The following is an 18907-nucleotide window of genomic DNA, read 5'->3' on the forward strand; positions in this document are numbered from 1 at the left end:
GCCGCGCGCGTGGTGGCGACGGAGACCAGGGCGGACGCCCTCTCGCGGGGCCGGTTTCTCCGGCCCCGCCGCGGCGCGTCGTGGTGAGACCGTTCACGCGGCGTAGGTCTCGAAGTACGCGGCCACCATGCGTCCCGCTTCTTCGATCGTGGTGTCGTCGCCGGCCGGTGACTGCCGGAACGCGATGTCGAAGAGGTGGTTGCCCACCTCGAAAGCGAGCTGCACGGCGCATCGGGGCGTATCGGCGGGCACCAATCCGCGCTCGACGATGAGGTACCAGAACCGGTCCGCCTGCGCGGCGTCGAATTCCCGGACGACAGCGGTCACCGTCTCGCCGCGCCCTGGGAACCACAGCTCGACACAGCTGCGGTGCCGGCGGAAATAGTCGCGCAGGGGGTGGATGACGGCATCCGCGGCGGCTCGCAGCGAAGGCAGCTCGGCGCCTTCCAGAGCCGCGTCGAGGGTCTCCTCGATCGCCGGCAGATGCCGCTGCAGGAGTGCGGCGTCGACCTGATGACGGTCGGAGAAGTAGTGGTAGAGGGAGGCGATCGGGATGCCCGCCCGCTCACCGACGGCCTTCAGGGTGGCCGCTTCGTAGCCCTGCTCGGCGAGCAGCGCCTCGGCGGCGTCCAGGATGGCCCGTCTCCGTTGCACGCCGCGGCGCTGCACAGCTGGGCGAGTCGACGCCCGAGTTGTCAACTTTTTCTCGAACACGATTCGAGATCGTATCAGTCACGGCTCCCGCAAGACCCCGCACGCAAGGTTGACACCCTCCGAACACACTCTAAACTCGAACTCGATTCTATATCGAATCCCACCCTGGGGCCCTGCCCCCCGGCATCGGAGGGATCGACGGCGCCGTCGGGAGCGGCACACGCGCCGCCCGGGACATCGCGCCGGCGCCGGCCGCCACTCACACGTCCGATCCCAGTTCGAGGAAGAGCAAGGAACCATGGCCGACACATTCACGGGGCAGACCGCGATCATCACCGGCGCCAGTCGCGGGCTGGGGCTCGCCGTCGCCGAACGGCTCGTCGCCGAAGGCGCGAAGGTCGTGATCACCGGACGCAAGCCGGACGTCCTGGCCGAGGCCGTCGCCTCGCTCGGCGGACCCGACCACGCCCTCGGCATCGCCGGTCACGCCGCCGACACCGAGCATCAGGACGAGGTGATCGCCCAGGCGATCGCCACGTTCGGCAGCGCCGACCTGCTGGTCAACAACACCGGGATCAACCCGGTCTACGGGCCGCTGATCGCCCTCGATCTCGGGGTGGCCCGCAACATCGTCGAGGTGAACTGCGTCTCCGCCCTGTCGTGGGTCCAGAAGGTCCACGCGGCGTGGATGGGCAAGCACGGCGGCGCGGTCGTCAACATCGCCTCCGTCGGCGGCGTCCGCGCGGCACCCGACATCGGGATGTACTGCGCCAGCAAGGCGATGCTCATCCACCTCACCGAGGCACTCGCCGTCGAGCTCGGACCCCGCATCCGGGTGAACGCGGTCGCCCCGGCCGTGGTGAAGACGAGGTTCGCCGCGGCGCTCTACGAGGGTCGGGAGGACGAGGTCGCGGCGGCCTACCCGCTGAAGCGGCTCGGGATCCCCAGCGACGTCGGAAGCGCCGTGGCGTTCCTGCTCTCCGGCGACGCCTCGTGGATGACCGGCCAGACGCTGGTCGTCGACGGCGGCCTCACCGTGGCCGGCGGTGCCTGATGAGTCTGCACGACCGGCACGAGACGCCGGGCATCGACCTGACCCGGCTGCGCCCCTGGTTCGCGGAGGCCGTGCCCCGGGCGCGGGCAGAGGCCCTCTCCGCCACCCTGATCACGGGCGGCAAGTCCAATCTGACCTACCGACTCTCCGACGGCGGGTCCAGTTGGATCCTGCGACGGCCGCCGCTGGGCCATGTCCTTGCCACGGCCCATGACATGGGGCGCGAGTACGCGGTGATGTCGGCGCTCGCCGACACCCCCGTGCCCGTACCGCACCTGCACGGCCTCTGTCTCGACACCGAGGTGCTGGGCGCCGAGTTCTACGTCATGGAGGCGGTCGAGGGCCGGCCGTACCGCACGGCCGCCGACCTGGCACCGCTCGGGCCCGAGCGGGTGCGGCGGATCTCCGGTGCGCTCGTGGACACCCTGGCCGACCTTCACACGGTCGACCCGCGCGCGGTCGGGCTCGGCGCCTTCGGACGGCCCGAGGGCTTCCTCACCCGTCAGGTCGCGCGCTGGCGGCGGCAGTTGGCCGCCTCGTACACGCGCGACCTGCCGGACGCCGTCACCCTGCACGCCGCTCTGGAAGAGCGGGCCACCGCCGCGGACGCCGCCTCACGTCCCGGGATCGTCCACGGCGACTTCCGGCTCGACAACGTGCTGGTCGACGGAGACGACCGGCTCCGGGCGGTCATCGACTGGGAGATGGCCACCGTCGGCGACCCGGTCACCGACCTGGCGCTGATGCTGCTCTACACCCGGCTCGCCCGCCTCGTCGGCCCCGAAATCGCCCCCGACGCCGGAGACGCCCCCGGCTTCCTCGCCGAGGCGGAGATCGTCGCCCGGTACGAGGCCCGGAGCAACCGCGACCTCGGCGACCTGGGCTTCCACCTCGGCCTCGCGGCCTTCAAAATCGCCACGATCCTCGAGGGCATCCACTTCCGCCACCTGGGCGGGCAGACCGTCGGCCCCGGCTTCGACCGGATCGGCGAGGCGATCCGCCCCCTGCTCGACGCCGGACTCTCCGCACTCAAGGAACACTGACCATGCACTTCGCCTTCGATCCGCGCACCGAGATGCTCCGCGAGAACCTGCTCGACCTGATGTGGAGTCATATCCACCCGGCCGAGGGGGTCTTCGAGGAACAGCTCGGGCACCTGACGGACCGCTGGGCCTGGGACTCGGTCCCCGTACTCGGCGAGCTGCGCGCCGAGGCCCGGCGGCGCGGCCTGTGGAACCTCTTCCTCCCCGGCGAGGAGGGCGGCGGGCTGACCAACCTCCAGTACGCGCCCCTCGCCGAGATCACCGGCCGTTCCCTGGAACTCGCCCCCGCCGTCCTCAACTGCGCCGCCCCGGACACCGGCAACATGGAAGTCCTCTCCATGTTCGGCACCGAGGCGCAGCGCGAGGAGTGGCTGGAGCCGCTCCTCGCCGGCGAGATCCGCTCCGCGTTCGCGATGACGGAACCCGACGTCGCTTCCTCCGACGCCACCAACATCGCCACGTCGATCGTCCGCGACGGCGACGACTACGTGATCAACGGCCGCAAGTGGTGGATCACCGGCGCGATGAACCCCAACGCGAAGGTCTTCATCGTGATGGGCCGGACGAACCCCGACGCCGACCGGCACCGCCGGCAGTCGATGGTCCTCGTGCCGCGGGACACCCCGGGTCTGGAGATCCGGCGCGCGATGGAGGTCTTCGGGTACGACGACCACGACCACGGCGGCCACGCGGAGATGGTGTTCCACGACGTGCGGGTGCCGGCCGGGAACCTCATCGGCGAGGAGGGCGGCGGGTTCGCCATCGCCCAGGCCCGTCTCGGGCCCGGCCGGATCCATCACTGCATGCGCTTCATCGGCGTCGCCGAGCGGGCCGTCGAGCTGATGTGCGACCGCGCCGAGGAACGGGTCGCGTTCGGCAAGCCGCTCGCCCGCCAGGGCGTGATCCGCGACTGGATCGCCGAGTCCCGGGTGCGGATCGAACAGCTGCGGCTCCTGGTCCTCAAGACCGCCTGGCTGATGGACACGGTCGGCAACAAGGGCGCCCACACCGAGATCCAGGCCATCAAGATCGCCACGCCCAGGACGGTGCAGTGGATCCTCGACAAGGCCATCCAGACGCACGGCGCCGGCGGCCTGTCCCAGGACTTCCCGCTCGCCCGCGCCTACGCCGGAGTCCGCTCGCTGCGATTCGCCGACGGCCCCGACGAAGTACACAAGAACGCGCTCGCCCGCGCCGAACTCGGCCGCAGGGCCGCCGGCAAGGACCGTACGGCGGGAACCAACGCCGTACAGCCCTCCCTCACCGTGCCCAGGGGGCTCCAGTGACGAACACGACCACCCGCCGGACGGCCACCGCGGATTTCGACGTGCTGATCGTCGGCGCCGGGATCTCGGGCATCGGCGCGGCCTCCCACCTCAAGAGCCTGCGCCCCGGCACGTCGTTCGCGATCCTCGATGCGCGCGAGGAGATCGGCGGAACCTGGAGTCTCTTCCAGTATCCCGGCATCCGCTCGGACTCCGACATGCCCACCTTCGGCTTCGGCTTCCAACCGTGGACCCATCGCAAGTCGATCGCCGACGGACACCTCATCCTCGACTACCTGCGGCGGACGGTCGACGAGCACCGACTGGCCGAGCACATGCGCTTCGGCCACCGCGTGCTCAGCGCGGACTTCTCCTCGTCGAAGGGACAGTGGACCGTCACCGCCCAGCAGTCCGGCAGCCGCAAGAAGGTGCGGTTCACCGCGCGCTTCCTGTTCCTGGGCACCGGAATGTACGACCACGACGCGGGTTTCACGCCCGATTTCGCCGGTGTCGAGGACTTCCAGGGCCAGGTGGTCCATCCCCAGCAGTGGCCGGAGGACCTGGACTACACGGGCAAGCGCGTGGTCGTGATCGGCAGCGGCGCCACGGCGGTCACGCTGATTCCGTCGATGGCCGACGAGGCCGGGCACGTCACGATGCTGCAGCGCTCGCCGAGCTACGTGTTCTCCGCGCCGGCCGAGGACGTGATCGCCCAGACCCTGCGGAAGCTGCTCGGCCACCGGCGCGCCCACGAGATCGTCCGGCGCAAGAACATCGCACTCACGCGCGGGGTCTTCAAGGCGTCCATGCGCGCTCCGAAGCTGATGCGCAGGCTGCTGATCGCCAACGTGCGCCGGCAGCTGCCCAAGCACTTCGACGTCGACACCCACTTCACCCCGCGCTACAACCCGTGGGAGCAGCGCCTCTGTATGGTGCCCGACGGCGATCTGTTCAAGGCGCTCTCGGACGGCCGGGCCTCGGTGGTCACCGACCACATCGACCGGTTCACGAAGACGGGCATCCTGCTGAAGTCGGGCCAGGAGCTGACTGCCGACGTCATCGTGACGGCGACCGGTCTCATCATGTCGCCCTTCGGCAAGGTCCTGTTGGGTGTCGACGGACGCCGGGTGAGCCCGTCCGACACGACGGCCTACAAGGCGATGATGCTCTCGGGCGTGCCCAACCTCGTGTTCGCCCTCGGCTACACGAACCTCTCCTGGACGCTCAAGGTCGATCTGGTCTGCGAACACTTCTGCCGGCTCCTCGACCACATGGACGCGCAGGGGCACGGCATCGTCGAACCGGTCCTGAACGATCCGCACATGGAGCGGGTGCCCTATCTGGACCTGACCTCGAACTACGTCCAGCGGGGAGTCGGCGCGTTCCCGCGAGCCGGGACCCGCGGCCCCTGGACGGTCGAGATGGCCTACGAGAAGGACGTCGAGCGGCTGCGCGACGGCGGGGTCGAGGACGGCGCGCTCAGGTTCACCGCCGTCCGGCCGGCGGTCCCGGCGGCTTCGACGGAGGAGGCGCGATGAAGACGGACATCACCTTCACCAGCCACGGCGTCGGCTGCGTCGCCTGGCACATCCGGGCCAGGACCGACGAACTGGCCACCGCCGGCGGCCGGCCGTGCGTGGTCATGGCCCACGGCTTCGGCTGCACCCGGGACAGCGGCCTGCTGGGGTACGCCGAGGCATTCGCCGACGCCGGGATCGACGCCTTCGTCTTCGACTACCGCGGCTTCGGGGACTCCGGCGGAACGCCCCGCCAGGACGTCTCGGTCCGCCGTCAGCGGCAGGACTACCGCGCTGCCCTCGCTGCCGCCAGGCGCCTGCCCGGCGTCGATCCGGACAGGATCGTGTTGTGGGGGACCTCGTACTCCGGAGGTCACGCCGTCGTGGTCGCGGCCGAGGACCGGCGCGTCGCGGCGGTCGTCGCGCTGACGCCCGCGACGGACGGCCTCGCGACCCTCACACAGATCGTGCGCCACGCCGGGGTCGGCCGGCTGTTGCGCATGGCAGGGCACGGGCTGCGTGACGCGGCCCGTGCCCTGGGCGGAAGGGCTCCGCACCTCCTGCCGATCATCGGACCGCCGGGAACCCTGGCGATGATGAACACACCCGACGCCGAGGCGATCCACACGACGATCGTCGGCCCGACCTTCCGCAACGAGGTGCGCGCCCGCACGGCCCTGGAGGTCGGGTTCAACCGGCCCGTCACCCACGCCGGACGCCTGACGTGCCCGCTCCTCGTGCAGGTCGGAACCCACGACCACGTGGCACCACCGGACGCGGCACGCCGCACCGCCCGCAGGGCCGGCACCCGGGCGCAGCTGCGCGAGTACCCCGTCGACCACTTCGACGTGTACGAGGGGGCGTGGCAGAAGCGGGCGCTCGCCGACCAGCTCACCTTCCTCTCGGGCGCTCTGGGCCCGGCCCGGCCGCCCCGGCACAGGGGCCCCCGGGCCTAGCGGGTACGGGGGGCGGATCGCTCGCGGTCCGCCCCTCCCCCTCCTCACCACGTCGTTCGTCACCAGGCATTCTTCATTCAAGGGACGGGATGAACATGTACGACTACGTCATCGTCGGTGCCGGATCCGCGGGCTGCGTCCTCGCGGCGCGCCTGTCCGAGGACCCGGACGTCCGGGTCGCGCTGATCGAGGCCGGGGGCCCCGACACCGCGCAGGAGATCCACATACCGGCGGCCTTCCCCCAACTGTTCAAGTCGGGCCTCGACTGGGACCTCGACACCGAGCCGGAGCCGGGCATCGGCGGACGCCGGGCGTACCTGCCGCGGGGCAAGGTGTTCGGCGGCTGCAGCTCGATCAACGCGATGATCTACATCCGGGGCAGCCGCGCCGACTACGACGGCTGGGCCGCCGCCGGGGCGACCGGCTGGTCGTACGACGAGGTGCTGCCCTACTTCAAGCGCGCGGAGGACAACGAGCGCGGCGAGGACGCCTTCCACGGCGTGGGCGGGCCGCTCACCGTCAGCGAGGGCCGCTCCGGGCACCCGCTCTCCTCGGCCTTCGTGCAGGCGGCCCAGCAGGCCGGGCACAAGGCGAACGACGACTTCAACGGCGCGGACCAGTTCGGCGTCGGGCGCTACCAGCTCACGCAGCGGGGCGGCCTGCGCTGCAGCGCGGCCGTCGCCTACCTGCACCCCGCCCTCGGTCGGCCGAACCTCACGGTGCTCTCCGCGTCCCACGCCCGCCGCGTGGTCGTCGAGGACGGCAGGGCGACGGGTGTGGAGGTCGAGCGGGGCGGCGACGTCGAGGTGATCCGCGCCGAGCGCGAGGTGATCCTGTCCGCGGGCGCCTACGAGTCCCCGAAGCTGCTGATGCTCTCCGGGATCGGGCCCGCCGCCGACCTGACCGCCTTCGGCATCGACGTCGTCCGCGACCTCCCGGTCGGCCAGGGGCTCCAGGACCACTACATGGCGATGCTGAGCTTCCGCACCGACGTCGAGTCGCTGATCAGCGCCGCGAGCCCCGAGAACGCCGCACTCCTGCAGAGCGAGGGGCGCGGACCGCTGACCTCCAACATCGGCGAGAGCGGTGGCTTCTTCCGCAGCCGGCCCGAACTGGACGCCCCCGACGTCCAGTTCCACGCCGCTCCCGTGCTCTTCCACCAGGAGGGGCTCGGCGCGGCCACCGAGCACGGCTTCTCGTTCGGCCCCCTCGTGCTCGCCCCGACCAGCCGCGGCGCGGTGACCCTGCGCTCCCCGCTCCCCGACGCCGCGCCCCGGATCGTGCACAACTACCTCGTGACGCCCGAGGACCAGGAGTGCATCGTCGCCGGAGTCCGGATCGCCCTGGAGATAGCGGCGCAGCAGGCGGTCGCCGACCTCGTCACGGGGCCGTTCGAGGTGCCGGCCCCGGACTCCGACGCGGACATCCTCGCCTGGGCTCGGCGGGTCGGTCAGACGCTGTACCACCCGGCGTCGACGTGCGCCATCGGCACGGTGGTCGACCCGGAGCTGCGCGTGTACGGCGTGCCGGGTCTGCGGGTCGTCGACGCGTCCGTGTTCCCGTCCGTTCCGCGCGGCAACACCAACGCGCCCACCATCATGGCCGCGGAGAAGGCGGCCGACCTGATCAAGGGAGCCGTCCGATGACGACGTCCCCGCCGTCCACCGAAAGCAGGTGGAAGATCGACCAGGCCGTCGACGACCTGGTCCGTGGCGAGGCGGCCTGGGCCGCCTGTGGCAGAGCGGAGCGCCGCGAGCTCCTGGAGCGGATGCATGCGGCCACCGCGGAGCACGCGGAGGCGTGGGTGCGCGCTGCGGTGGCCTACAAGCGGCTGCCGGAGGACAGCCCGCTGATCGGCGAGGAGTGGATCACCGGCCCCTACCCCGTGCTCACCTCCCTGGGCGCGCTCGCCGCGAGCATCGGGTCCCTGGAGGAGGGCAGCAGCCCCGTCGACGGCTTCTCCTTCGGCCGGGCGCCCGGCGGGCGGGTCTCCGTCCGCGTGCTGCCGCACGGCATCTGGGACCAGCTCCTGCTGAACGGCTTCAGTGCCGAGGTGTGGATGCCTCCGGGCGTCACGAAGGAGACGGTCCGCAGGCGCGCGGGCCTCGCCCAGCTGCATCCGGCCGACACCAAGGGCGTGGGTGTCGTGCTCGGCGCGGGAAACATCACCTCGATCCCGGTCCTCGACGTGCTGTACGAGCTGTACGCGAACAACCGTGTCGTGGCCCTCAAGCTCAACCCGGTCACCGACGGCCTCCTCGACGTCTTCGGCCGGGTGCTCGGCCCGCTGATCGACCTGGGGGCGGTACGGATCCTCACCGGCGGCGCCGACGTGGGCTCGTACCTGGTGCACCATCCCAAGGTCGGCCACGTCCACATGACGGGCAGCGCCGCGACCCACGACGCGATCGTCTTCGGTACGGGCAGGGAGGGGGCCGACCGCAAGAAGGCCGGCACACCGCTGCTCGACAAGCCGGTCACCAGCGAACTGGGCGGGGTGTCCCCGACGATCGTGCTCCCGGGCCGCTGGTCCGAGGCGGACCTGCGCTACCAGGCCGAACACGTCGCCACCCAGAAGCTGCACAACGGCGGCTACAACTGCGTCGCGAGCCAGGTCGTCGTCGTCAGCTCCGACTGGGCCCAGAAGGACCGGTTCCTGGCCCATCTGCGAGCCGCGTTGTCCGACGCCCCGGTGCGCCCCGCCTACTACCCGGGCAGCGACGACCGGGTGGCGACGGCCCTGGAGTCGTACCCCGGCGCGGAGAACATCGGCGCGGGGCGGGTGCTGATCAAGGACGTCGACCCCGCGCATCCCGGTCCGGCCCTGGCCTCCGAGTACTTCGGCCCGGTCCTCGCCGTCCTGGAGCTCCCCGGTGACGCGCGGCGGTTCCTCGCCGAGGCCGTACGCACCGCGAACGAGGAGTTCGCCGGCACGCTCGGCGTGAACCTGATCGCCCACCCGGGCACCGTCTCCGCCCTCGGGCCCGCGCTCGACGAGGCGATCGCCGAACTCCGCTACGGAACGGTCGCGTTGAACGCGTGGACCGGCGTCGGCTATCTCACCGCGACCGCCACCTGGGGCGCCTACCCCGGCCACACCCTCGACGACGTGCAGAGCGGCATCGGCGTCGTGCACAACGCCCTTCTCCTGGACGGCCCGGAACGCACGGTCGTCCGCGGCCCGTTCCACCCCGCGCCCCGGGCCCTCCTCCACGGCAGGACGACCCTGTCCCCCAAGCCGCCGTGGTTCGTCACCCACCGCACCGCGGCCACCACCGGCCGTCTTCTCGCCGACTTCGCCGCGGAGCCCCGCTGGACCGCGCTGCCGAAGATCTTCGCCTCGGCGTTGCGCGGCTGACCACGCCACGCGGGGGCCTCCGGGGACCGCTCCCGGAGGCCCCCGTGTCGTCGGGTTCCGGGGGACCCTGCCCATGCCGGCGACCGGCGGGATAATCGAGCGGGAACTGACGAAGGAGTGCCGACCTTGCTCACGACGGGATACGCGGAGGCCGAGTACGGAGGAGTCACCGTACTGGTCGGCGCCGAGCGAGGGGCGTACCCGTACGCCCACTCCGTCCTCGTGCGCGGCACCGCCGAGACCCTGGTCATCGACCCGTCGCTGTCGCTCGTCGGCTCGGCACCACACGCGGACACCGTGCTCGTCAGCCACGCGCACGAGGACCACGTCGCGGGTCTCGGAGGATACGACGTGCCCGTCCACACCCACGAGAGGGATCTCGCCGCCCTGCGATCCCGCGAGGTCATGGCCGCCGGCTACGGCCTCCCACCGGACGCCACCCAGCAGACGGAGACGATGCTGCGCGACCGGTTCCACGTGCGCGACCGCCCCGACGCGACGGGGTTCACCGACGGAACCGTGTTCGACCTCGGTGGACGCACCGTGACGGTCGTGCACCTCCCCGGCCACACCGCGGGCCACTGCGGTTTCCTGATCGAGCCGGACGGCTTCCTGTTCGTGGCGGACATCGACCTGACCTCGTTCGGCCCGTTCTACGGAGACCTCGGCAGCAGCCTCCCGGACTTCGAGGCATCCATGCGCCGATGCCGGGAGATCGGCGCCCGCTGGTACGGCACGGCCCACCAGAAGGGCGTGATCGAGGGCGCCACGGAGTTCGGCCGGCGGCTCGACGCCTTCGTCGGGGTGGTGGAGAAGCGGGACGCGACCCTCCTGGCGTACCTCGGCGAGCCGCGGACCGTCGAGGAGATCGCCGAGCGCGGGCTGGTCTACCGGCCGCACGTCGAAGGCCCCCACGTGCAGCCGGTGGAGCGACGGACCGCGGCACAGCACCTGAACCGCTTGGCCGGCAGGGGACTGGTCACCGAGGTCGAGAAGGGACGATTCCGCGCCACGTAGCAGCCGCGCGGCGCCGCGTCGTGCCGCTCCTGCCGCCTCCCCTCCGCCGTGCCCTTACTGCCGCGAGCCGATGACGTCCGCCGGGCGGCCCGCCAGGGCGAGGCGGCCCGGGAGCAGCGTCGCCAGGAAGGCGAGGGCCGTGGCGAAGGCGACGACGCCGAGATAGGTCCAGGGGTTCATGGACGGTGCGGCCGAGCCCGTCATGCCGAGGCTGAAGGCGGTGAGGACCGCGTACGCGATGCCTGAGCCCAGTGCCGTGGCGATCAGGGTCACCAGGGCTGCCTCGATCCGGAGCATGCGCCTCACCTGGCGGCGTGTCGTGCCGATGAGCTGGAGGAGGGCGAACTCGCGGGCGCGGTCGGCGACCGAGATGGCCAGCGTGTTGACCGCCGCGATGGCGGTGAAGGCGATGATCAGGCCCATCGCCACGTAGTTCACCTCGGCGTTGGACTGCTGCACCTCGGCCTGCAGGTCCTCGACCTCGTCGCGGTCCAGGACGGCCACGCCCGGCAGGGCTCCCAGCGCCTTCTGCAGGGCGGCGCGGTCAGGACGGTCGGTCCCCTCCGTCTTCACCAGCAGGCTGGAGGCCAGCGGGTTGTCGACGTGCAGGGAGACCAGCGCGTGGGCCATCGTCAGATCGCCGAAGCCCAGGCCGCGCTCGTACACGGCCGCGACGGTGAGTTCGGTCTCCGTGCCGTCGCCGAGGGTCAGCTCGAGCGTGTCGCCCGGCTTCTTTCCGAGGTCGTCGGCGGCGAGCTCGCTCAACGCGACGCTTCCCCGGTCGAAGCCGTCCAGGCTGCCGGCGGTGACGCCCGGGTCCCAGGTGCGGGTCAGGCCGTCCGTGGAGACCCCCTGGGCCGCGTACTTCACCAGGCCGACGCGTACGGACGTGCGGACGACCTCGGTCACCGCCGACACGCCGGGGAGCCGGCGGAGCGTGTCGGCGCCCTGCGCGGGCACGCCCGGTCCGGCCGACGCCACGACCCAGTCCGACTTGTTGCCGGTCCGGGCCTGGGCTGTGGCCGCCGCGCCCATGGTGGTCTGGACGAAGAGGACGGTGCAGGCCATGCCGATCAGCAGGGTCAGCGGGGTGACGGCCGCGGACAGGCGGCCGGTGTTGGCACGGGCGTTGGCCGCGGCCAGGTGGCCCGCCACCCGTGAGGTCCGGAGCGGGACGCCGAGGACGACCAGTGCGCCGCGGGCTGTCAGCGGGCCCAGCAGGGAGACCGCCACGGCCAGCACGACGACCGACAGGAAGGTCACCGGGGTCGCCGCGGGCTCGCTGCGGAGCGTGGACAGGACCGCCAGCAGGACCGTACCGGCGGCCAGGGCCGCCACTCCGGCCGCGATGCGGCCCCGGGAAGCCGGGCGGTGCTCCATCGCCGCCTCGGACAGCGCTTCGGCGGGGCGGATGCGGGAGGTGCGGCGGGCCGAGATCCGTGCGGCCGACCAGGCGCCGAGGAGGGCGGCGCCGACGGCGGCGAAGACCGGGAAGACGCTGTAGGTGACGTCCAGGGTCTCCGGGATCGCCTTCAGGGCGACGAAACGGTCGTGCAGCCACGAGGCGAGGGGCAGGCCCGCCAGCGATCCGAGGACGCCGGCCATGAGGCCGACGATCAAAGCCTCGCGGCCGATGAGGCGGCGGACCTGGCGGGGGGTCGCCGCGACGGCGCGCAGCAGGGCCAGTTCGCGGTGGCGCTGCTGGATGGTGAGGGCGAAGGTGCCGACGACGACGAGGATCGCGACGAGCAGCGATGTGCCGCCGATGGCGCCTCCCATGGAGACCAGTTTGATCCGGGCGTTGGCGGCGTCCAGGAACTCGACCGGTCCGCGGTCGCCGCCGGTCACCACCTGGGCGCGCGAGCCTTCGAGGGCCTTCGCGACGCGCGCGGCGAGCTCGGCGGTGGCCACGCCGGGCTCCGGCAGCACGCCGACCGTGGCGACCTCGCCCTCGTGCCCGTACAGCCGTTCGGCCTCGGAATCGGAGAAGAACAGCGAGGTCTGCTGCCGCAGATCGCCGCCGGAGGGTGCCGCGATGCCGGTGACGCGGTACGTGCACGGCGCCCGGGTCGACTGGACGGTGAGCCGGTCGCCGGGGGCGAGGCCGGTGCGCCCGGCCAGTTCGCGGTCGAGGACGACCTCGTCGGGGCGGGCCGGGGCGGTGCCCTCGGTCAGGGTGAAGGGGGTCAGGGGCGCCGAGGTCCAGGAATGGCCGTACGAGGGCTTGGCGTCGACGCCGGGGATGATCCGGCCCTCGGGCGAGACCGCGGAGACGGGGAAGGTGATCTCCGGGAGCGCGGCCCGGACGCCGGGCACCGCGGCGAGCGTGGTCACCGTTCGGGCGGGCAGCCGGACGCGCTCGCCGAGCGGCTTGGCCTTCTCCTTCGTCTTGGTCTTGTCGCCCTTGTGTTCGACGGTGACCTCGTGCACGTTCTGGTCGGCGCCGACGATCACCGGGGTTCCGGCGTACCGTTCGGTGCCGATGGTCCCGCGCAGTCCGGTCTCCAGCAGGACTCCGCAGGCCGTGACCAGCGCGGCCGCGCAGAAGAGCGCGAGGAAGGCGCCCGTGAAGCCGCCCTTGCGGGCGCGCAGGGTCTGAAAGGCGTACCGCAGCATCAGGCCCACGCTCCCAGGTGCGTCATGCGCTCGGCGACCCGGTCGGCGGTGGGGGCCTGCATGCGGTCGACGATCCGCCCGTCGGCGAGGAAGAGCACGGTGTCGGCGTACGAGGCGGCGACCGGGTCGTGGGTGACCATGACCACGGTCTGGCCGGTGTCGTCCACGCAGGACCTGAGCAGCCCGAGGATCTCCTTGGCGGTCATCGTGTCGAGCGCGCCGGTGGGTTCGTCGCCGAAGACGACGTCGGGGCGGGTGATCAGGGCGCGGGCGATCGCGACCCGCTGCTGCTGCCCGCCGGAGAGCTCGGCGGGCCGGTGGGCGGCCCGTCCGGCCAGGCCCACGCGGCTCAGGATCTCGTCCAGCCAGGCGGGGTCGAGCCGTTCGCCGGCGAGGCGGAGGGGCAGCTCGACGTTCTGCCGTACCGACAGTGACGGGATGAGGTTGAAGGCCTGGAAGACGAAGCCGACGCGCTTGCGCCGCAGTTCGGTCAGCCGGGTCTCGTTGAGTCCGCCGAGTTCGGTGTCGCCGATGAAGGCCGAGCCGCCTGACGGTCCGTCGAGGCCGGCGGCGCAGTGCAGGAAGGTCGATTTCCCGGAGCCGGACGGGCCCATCACGGCGGTGAACGAGCCCCGTTCGATGCCGACCGATATTCCGTCCAGGGCGCGGACGGCGCGGCCCGTCTTCCCGTACTCCTTCACGACGCCGTCCATGCGCAGTGCGAGGCCGGTCGTCCGCGGTGTGGTGCTCATGGGTGAGTGGTCCTTTCCTCGGTGGGTGATTGCGGTGCGGCGGGACTCGTCCGCCGTCCGTCGTCGGGGGTCAGGCCGAGGCCGGTCAGTTCCCGGGCGGCCCAGGCGAGTTCGGCGGCGACCGCCCCGGCCGGGCCGGACTCGCCGGTCGGCCTGTGGTGCGCGGGCAGCGCGGACCAGGTGGCGGTCTCCACCTCGACGTGGTCGGTGAGGGCGCGGTCCTCGGCGAAGAGGGCGCGCAGGGTGTCCCTCAGTACGGGCCGGGTGGAGGACAGGGGCGCTGCGGGCTCCTCGTGCAGGGGTACGTGGTGGTGGATCCGCCACGGTGTCCGCGCGGGCAGGGCACCGGCGAGGGCCGTGGCCAGGTCGTCGGAGCCGAGCGACAGGTGGCGGTCTCCGGGGGCGCCCCCAACGGGGCGGTCTCCGGGGGCGCCCCCACCGCCGCCGGGAGCGGCCTCCGTGGTCTGGCGCAGAAAGCGCGGGTCCGTGAGGGCGGCCAGCGCCTCGCGGACCCGCGGGTCCGCCGGGTCCGCGGCCTGGAGGGCGTGGGACGCCTGGACCTTCACCACCGGAATCCCGGCCCGCAGCAGCCGGGCGACGGCGCCTCCGGGGTCCTCGTGGGCGACGGCGAGGTGGCAGGCGTCCACGCAGAGGCCGATCCAGTCGTGGTCGACGTCCTTGAGCAGCTCCACGGCCTGCCCGGTGGTCGCGGCGACACAGCCGGGCTCGGGCTCGACGGCGACGCGGACGATCCGGCCGGTCTCCGCAGCGATCCGCCGCAGCCCCGCCGCGAGCGCGTCCAACTGCCGCATCGCCGCCGCCATCCGGGTCCGCGACCAGGCGGTACGCCAGGCCAGCGGCAGCGTCGACACGGAGCCGCGCGCGGCGTCGTCCGGCAGCAGCCGGGCGAGGATCCGGGCGAGGTCGAGGGTGTAGGCGAGGCGGGCCGGTTCGGACCAGTCCGGGTAGTACACGGCCCGCTTGACCACGGGGGCGTGGAAGACCCGGTGGCGGGAGCCGTCGAGGGTCACCGTCTCCAGGCCCCGGGCGGTGAGCTCCCGGCGCAGCCTCGCGACCGCGCCCGGGTCGGCCGCGAGGGCGGCCGCCGTGTCCGCCGGCAGCCACAGGCCGAGGCCGACGACGGGTGCGGAGGCGGCCCGGCGGACCGGATCGGCGTACGGGGCGAGCCGGCCGACGATCTCCTCCAGACTGCCGGCCGTCCGCACGTCGGCGAGGTAGCCGAGATGGACGGCCGTGCCGTCGCGGTGCCGGAACCGCATCAGGGGGCTCCGGGGGAGGGACGTGTGCCCTGGCGGGGCACGCCGGCGGTGTGCGTCATCACGGACTCCAGACGTGTCGGAACTCGGGAACCCCCGGAGCTCTGGAGCTCTGGAGCTCTGGAGCTCGCGAACCGTTGCCTGCGGATCGCGGGGTTTCTCGTCTGCGACGACGCTAGGGAACGGCCTTATCGGCCGGTTATCGAGCCGGGCATCGGGGCGGGTATCGACGCGATATCCGGGCGGCCGGGTCTCCGGCGATCGGCTCCTGTACCGGACACCGCCCGGTCAGGCGGTGTCCCCGGCGTCCACCAGCGCCAGCGCGCCGACCGCCTTCTCCTCCCACGGCGGCGAGCCGATCGCACGGAACACGGTCAGCGCGGCGGCCAGTTGCACACGGCTCTCCTCCGGGCGGCCCTCCGCGTGATGGAGCCGGCCGAGGCCGAGCCGGATCTGACCTTCGAGCAGCGTGCTCTGCCGGCGTGTGGCGAAGTCCAGCGCCTCCAGATACGTCCGCTCGGCGGCCTCGCCCGCCCCGGCCGCGCGCCGGGTCTCCGCGAGCCCCATCAGGGCGTACGCGACGCCGATCAGGTCGGCCTTCCGCTCGACGATCGGGACGACCCGGCCGAACGCCTCCTCCGCGGCGTCGAGCCGCCCCAGCGCCAGGTAGGTGCTGGCCAGTCGGTAGAGGGCCAGGGCCATGCTGCGCCCGTCGACCGCGATGGTCTCGGCGACCCGGACGGCCTCCAGGCAGAGCTCCAGGGCCTCCTCCGGCCGCCCCTCGTCGAGGGCGAACTGGGCGAGGCCGTGGAGCGCATAGGCCGCGGCGGCACGGTCTCCCACCTCACGGAACACGTCCAGGGCCGCCCGAAACCGCCGGACGCCCTGCTCGTACTCGCCCCGGATCCGGTCGATGAGCCCGAGGCCGTTCAGCACGAGCGCCCCACCGTATGCGTCCCCCGCTTCCTCGAACAGGGTGAGGGCGGTCTCCTGACGGGTGAGCGCCGAGGGTACGTCGCGCTGCCGCAGTGCGATCCTCCCCAGCTGGGAGTGCATCGCGGCCTGCCCCCGGAGGTTGCCCGCGGTGCGAGCCGCCGCGAGCGCCCGCTCGCTGCAGTCCCGCCAGTCGTCGAGGTAGTTGCGCGACTCGAAGAGCGCCTGCATGGTCATGACCAGGTCCCAGGCCAGGTCGTGCGCGCCCATCCGGGCCGACTGCTCCACGACGGCCCCGAGGCACAGCCGCTCCGCCTCGAACCACTCCATCGGTTCCGGCAGCAGTTCCTCCACCAGGACGGGGTCGACGTCCCTGCGCGGTACGCCGCCGTGCAGCGTGTCGCCGGCGCCGCCGTTCTCGCGCCGGTACGCCAGCTCGGCGATGGTCAGGTAGGTCCTGAACGCGCGGTCGCAGGCGGCCGCCCGGTCCGCCTCGGACTCCTCCTCGCGGGCCAGCTCCCCCGCGTACAGCCGCATCAGGTCGTGGAAGCGATAGCGCAGCCGCCCGGTCGCGTCGACTCCGGCGACCCCCAGGAACTGGGCGTCCACGAGGTGCTCGACGAGCCGCTCCGCTGCGAGCTCGCCGCAGTCGAGGAGCGCGGCCGCGACCCAGGTGGTGAAGTCCGGGACGGCGAGCAGCCCGAGCAGGCGGTAGAGGCGGGCCGCGTCCGGGTCCAGGTACCGGTAGCTGAGTGCGAAGCCGGCCCTGAGGCGCAGCTCGCCCTGGCTGAGCTCGTCGAGTCGGCGGCGCTCGTCGCTGAGCCGGGCGACCAGATGCCGAACGGTCCAGTGCGGCTTCGAGGCCAGCCGGGCGGCAGCGATGCGCAGTGCGAGCGGCAGCCGGTCGCACAACTCGACCAGGCGGGCCGACTCGGCGGGCGCGCGGAGGATCCGGTCCTCGCCGACGATGCCGCCGAGCAGTTCGAGGGAGCGGTCCGCGGGCAGGAGGCCGAGGTGGATCCGCGCGGACGGCGGCCAGGTCACCAGTTGCTCCAGCTGCTCGCGGCTGGTGACCAGGACGGTGCAGCCGCTGCCGCCCGGCAGGAGCGGTCGTACCTGCTCCGGCGTACGGACGTTGTCGAGCACGAGCAGCACCCGCCGGTCGGCCAGCACGCTGCGGTACAGCGCGATCCGGTCCTCCAGGCCGTCGGGGACGTCCTCGCTGGCCATTCCGAGAGAGCGCAGGAAACGGCTGAGGATCTCGCCGGCGGCGGTCGGGGCGTGGTTCTCGTCGTATCCCCGCAGGTCGGCGAAGAGCCTGCCGTCCGGGTAGTGCGCGGTGGCGCGGTGCGCCCAGCGCACCGCGAGGCCGGTCTTGCCCACGCCCGCGACGCCCGTGATCAGCCCGACGGAGGGCGCGTTCCGGTCGTCGTCCCGGGCGTCCGCCAGGGTGTCGAGAGCAGCCAGTTCCTGCTCGCGTCCCGCGAAACCCGGTACGTCGGAGGGGAGTTCGGAGGGGACGACGGGGCGGGACGCCGGTGGTCCGGACGGCAGTGCGGCCGACGCGGAGCCGGGCGCTGCGGCCGGTGCGGAGGCTTCCGCCGTCGGCGGGGCCGTCGCCGCGTCCGTCGTGCCGGCCCTCAGGGACGGGTCGTCCCGCAGGATGGCTTCGTGCAACTCCTGGAGCTCCCGGCCCGGTTCCATGCCGAGTTCGTCGACGAACAGGCGCCGCCCCTCCCGGAAGCTCTCCAGCGCCTCGGCCCGCCGTCCGCAGCGGTACTGCGCGAGGATGAGTTGACACCGGGCGCGCTCACGCAGGGGGTGTTCCCGTACGGCCGCTTCGAGTTGGGGCAGCAGCTCGCGGTGGTGTCCGAGCTCCAGACGTACGCCGGTCAGCGCTTCCTGGGCGTGGCGGCGGAGCTCCTCCCAGCGGGCCGCCTCGTCCTCCACGCGTCGACCGGCCACACCGGTCAGCGCGGGTCCCCGCCAGAGCGCGAGCGCCTCGGCGTAGCAGCGGGCGGCGTCGGCGGGGCGGTGCTCACGCGTCGCCGTCTCCGCCTCGGCGACGAGTCCGGTGAAGGTCTCGCTGTCGAGCCCGTGCCCCGCCGGCCGCAGCAGGTAGCCGGGGTGCGCGGTGACGATGACCTCGTCCGCCGCACCTTCGCTTCTGAAGGCCTTGCGCAGGGCCGCGATGACGATGGCGATCTGGGTGCGCGCGGTCGCCGGCGGCCGGTCGCCCCATACCTCGTGCACCAGGACGTCCAGCGGCACGACGCGTCCCGGGGTCAGGAGCAGGAGGGCCAGTACCGTCCGCTGCCGCGCCCCGCCGGGTGGAAGCGTTCGCCCTCCGACGCGGGCCACGAGTGGGCCGAGAATTCCGAAGTCAAGCCGCTCTCCCACCGTATCCCCCATAGCCGACCGCACCCTGCCAGCAAGATCATCTTACCGTCGCTCCCGGTCGTTTC

General features: G+C 72.6%; 12 protein-coding genes and 1 pseudogene. 8 read left to right on the plus strand and 5 right to left on the minus strand.

Annotated elements, in window-relative coordinates; genetic code table 11:
* Positions 1-93: 93 nt before the first annotated feature.
* A complete protein-coding gene (locus ACF07V_RS06825) occupies positions 94-714 on the minus strand; it encodes a TetR/AcrR family transcriptional regulator (RefSeq protein ID WP_392151826.1) in 621 nt (206 codons plus the stop codon).
* 238 nt (positions 715-952) lie between these two features.
* On the opposite strand from ACF07V_RS06825, the gene ACF07V_RS06830 reads away from it, so the two are divergent.
* From ACF07V_RS06830 to ACF07V_RS06865, 8 genes and pseudogenes are all read left to right on the plus strand, one after another.
* Positions 953-1708: an SDR family oxidoreductase gene (locus ACF07V_RS06830; protein ID WP_392151828.1), complete on the plus strand. Its 756-nt coding sequence runs from the start codon at positions 953-955 to the stop codon at positions 1706-1708.
* On the plus strand, positions 1708-2751 hold the full coding sequence (locus ACF07V_RS06835) for a phosphotransferase family protein (protein WP_392151830.1): 1044 nt from the start codon (positions 1708-1710) through the stop codon (positions 2749-2751). The genes ACF07V_RS06830 and ACF07V_RS06835 overlap by 1 nt, the downstream gene beginning before the upstream one ends.
* A 2-nt stretch (positions 2752-2753) precedes the next feature.
* A pseudogene (locus ACF07V_RS06840) lies at positions 2754-3959 on the plus strand (acyl-CoA dehydrogenase family protein); the annotation flags it as partial.
* Positions 3960-4033: 74 nt separating this feature from the next.
* A complete protein-coding gene (locus tag ACF07V_RS06845) occupies positions 4034-5554 on the plus strand; it encodes a flavin-containing monooxygenase (protein WP_392151832.1) in 1521 nt (506 codons plus the stop codon).
* Complete coding sequence (locus ACF07V_RS06850; RefSeq protein WP_392151834.1) at positions 5551-6489, plus strand: alpha/beta hydrolase; 939 nt, start codon at positions 5551-5553, stop codon at positions 6487-6489. Before ACF07V_RS06845 ends, ACF07V_RS06850 begins: the two co-directional genes overlap by 4 nt.
* Positions 6490-6578: 89 nt before the next feature.
* Positions 6579-8135, plus strand: coding sequence for a GMC family oxidoreductase (locus ACF07V_RS06855; RefSeq protein WP_392151836.1), 1557 nt, complete (start codon positions 6579-6581; stop codon positions 8133-8135).
* Complete coding sequence (locus ACF07V_RS06860; protein ID WP_392151837.1) at positions 8132-9847, plus strand: aldehyde dehydrogenase family protein; 1716 nt, start codon at positions 8132-8134, stop codon at positions 9845-9847. Before ACF07V_RS06855 ends, ACF07V_RS06860 begins: the two co-directional genes overlap by 4 nt.
* Before the next feature lie 117 nt (positions 9848-9964).
* A complete protein-coding gene (locus tag ACF07V_RS06865) occupies positions 9965-10864 on the plus strand; it encodes an MBL fold metallo-hydrolase (protein ID WP_392151839.1) in 900 nt (299 codons plus the stop codon).
* Positions 10865-10918: 54 nt separating this feature from the next.
* Here the strand turns inward: ACF07V_RS06865 and ACF07V_RS06870 are convergent, their stop codons facing one another.
* From ACF07V_RS06870 to ACF07V_RS06885, 4 genes are all read right to left on the minus strand, one after another.
* Positions 10919-13480 (minus strand): FtsX-like permease family protein, encoded by a 2562-nt coding sequence (locus ACF07V_RS06870; protein WP_392151841.1) that lies wholly within the window; start codon positions 13478-13480, stop codon positions 10919-10921.
* Positions 13480-14232, minus strand: coding sequence for an ABC transporter ATP-binding protein (locus tag ACF07V_RS06875; protein ID WP_392151843.1), 753 nt, complete (start codon positions 14230-14232; stop codon positions 13480-13482). Before ACF07V_RS06875 ends, ACF07V_RS06870 begins: the two co-directional genes overlap by 1 nt.
* A complete protein-coding gene (eboE, locus tag ACF07V_RS06880) occupies positions 14229-15512 on the minus strand; it encodes a metabolite traffic protein EboE (protein ID WP_392151845.1) in 1284 nt (427 codons plus the stop codon). The genes ACF07V_RS06875 and eboE overlap by 4 nt, the downstream gene beginning before the upstream one ends.
* A 285-nt stretch (positions 15513-15797) precedes the next feature.
* A complete protein-coding gene (locus ACF07V_RS06885) occupies positions 15798-18854 on the minus strand; it encodes a BTAD domain-containing putative transcriptional regulator (RefSeq protein WP_392151847.1) in 3057 nt (1018 codons plus the stop codon).
* Positions 18855-18907 lie beyond the last annotated feature (53 nt).

Source organism: Streptomyces sp. NPDC015661 (assembly GCF_043077765.1).
GTDB lineage: Bacteria > Actinomycetota > Actinomycetes > Streptomycetales > Streptomycetaceae > Streptomyces.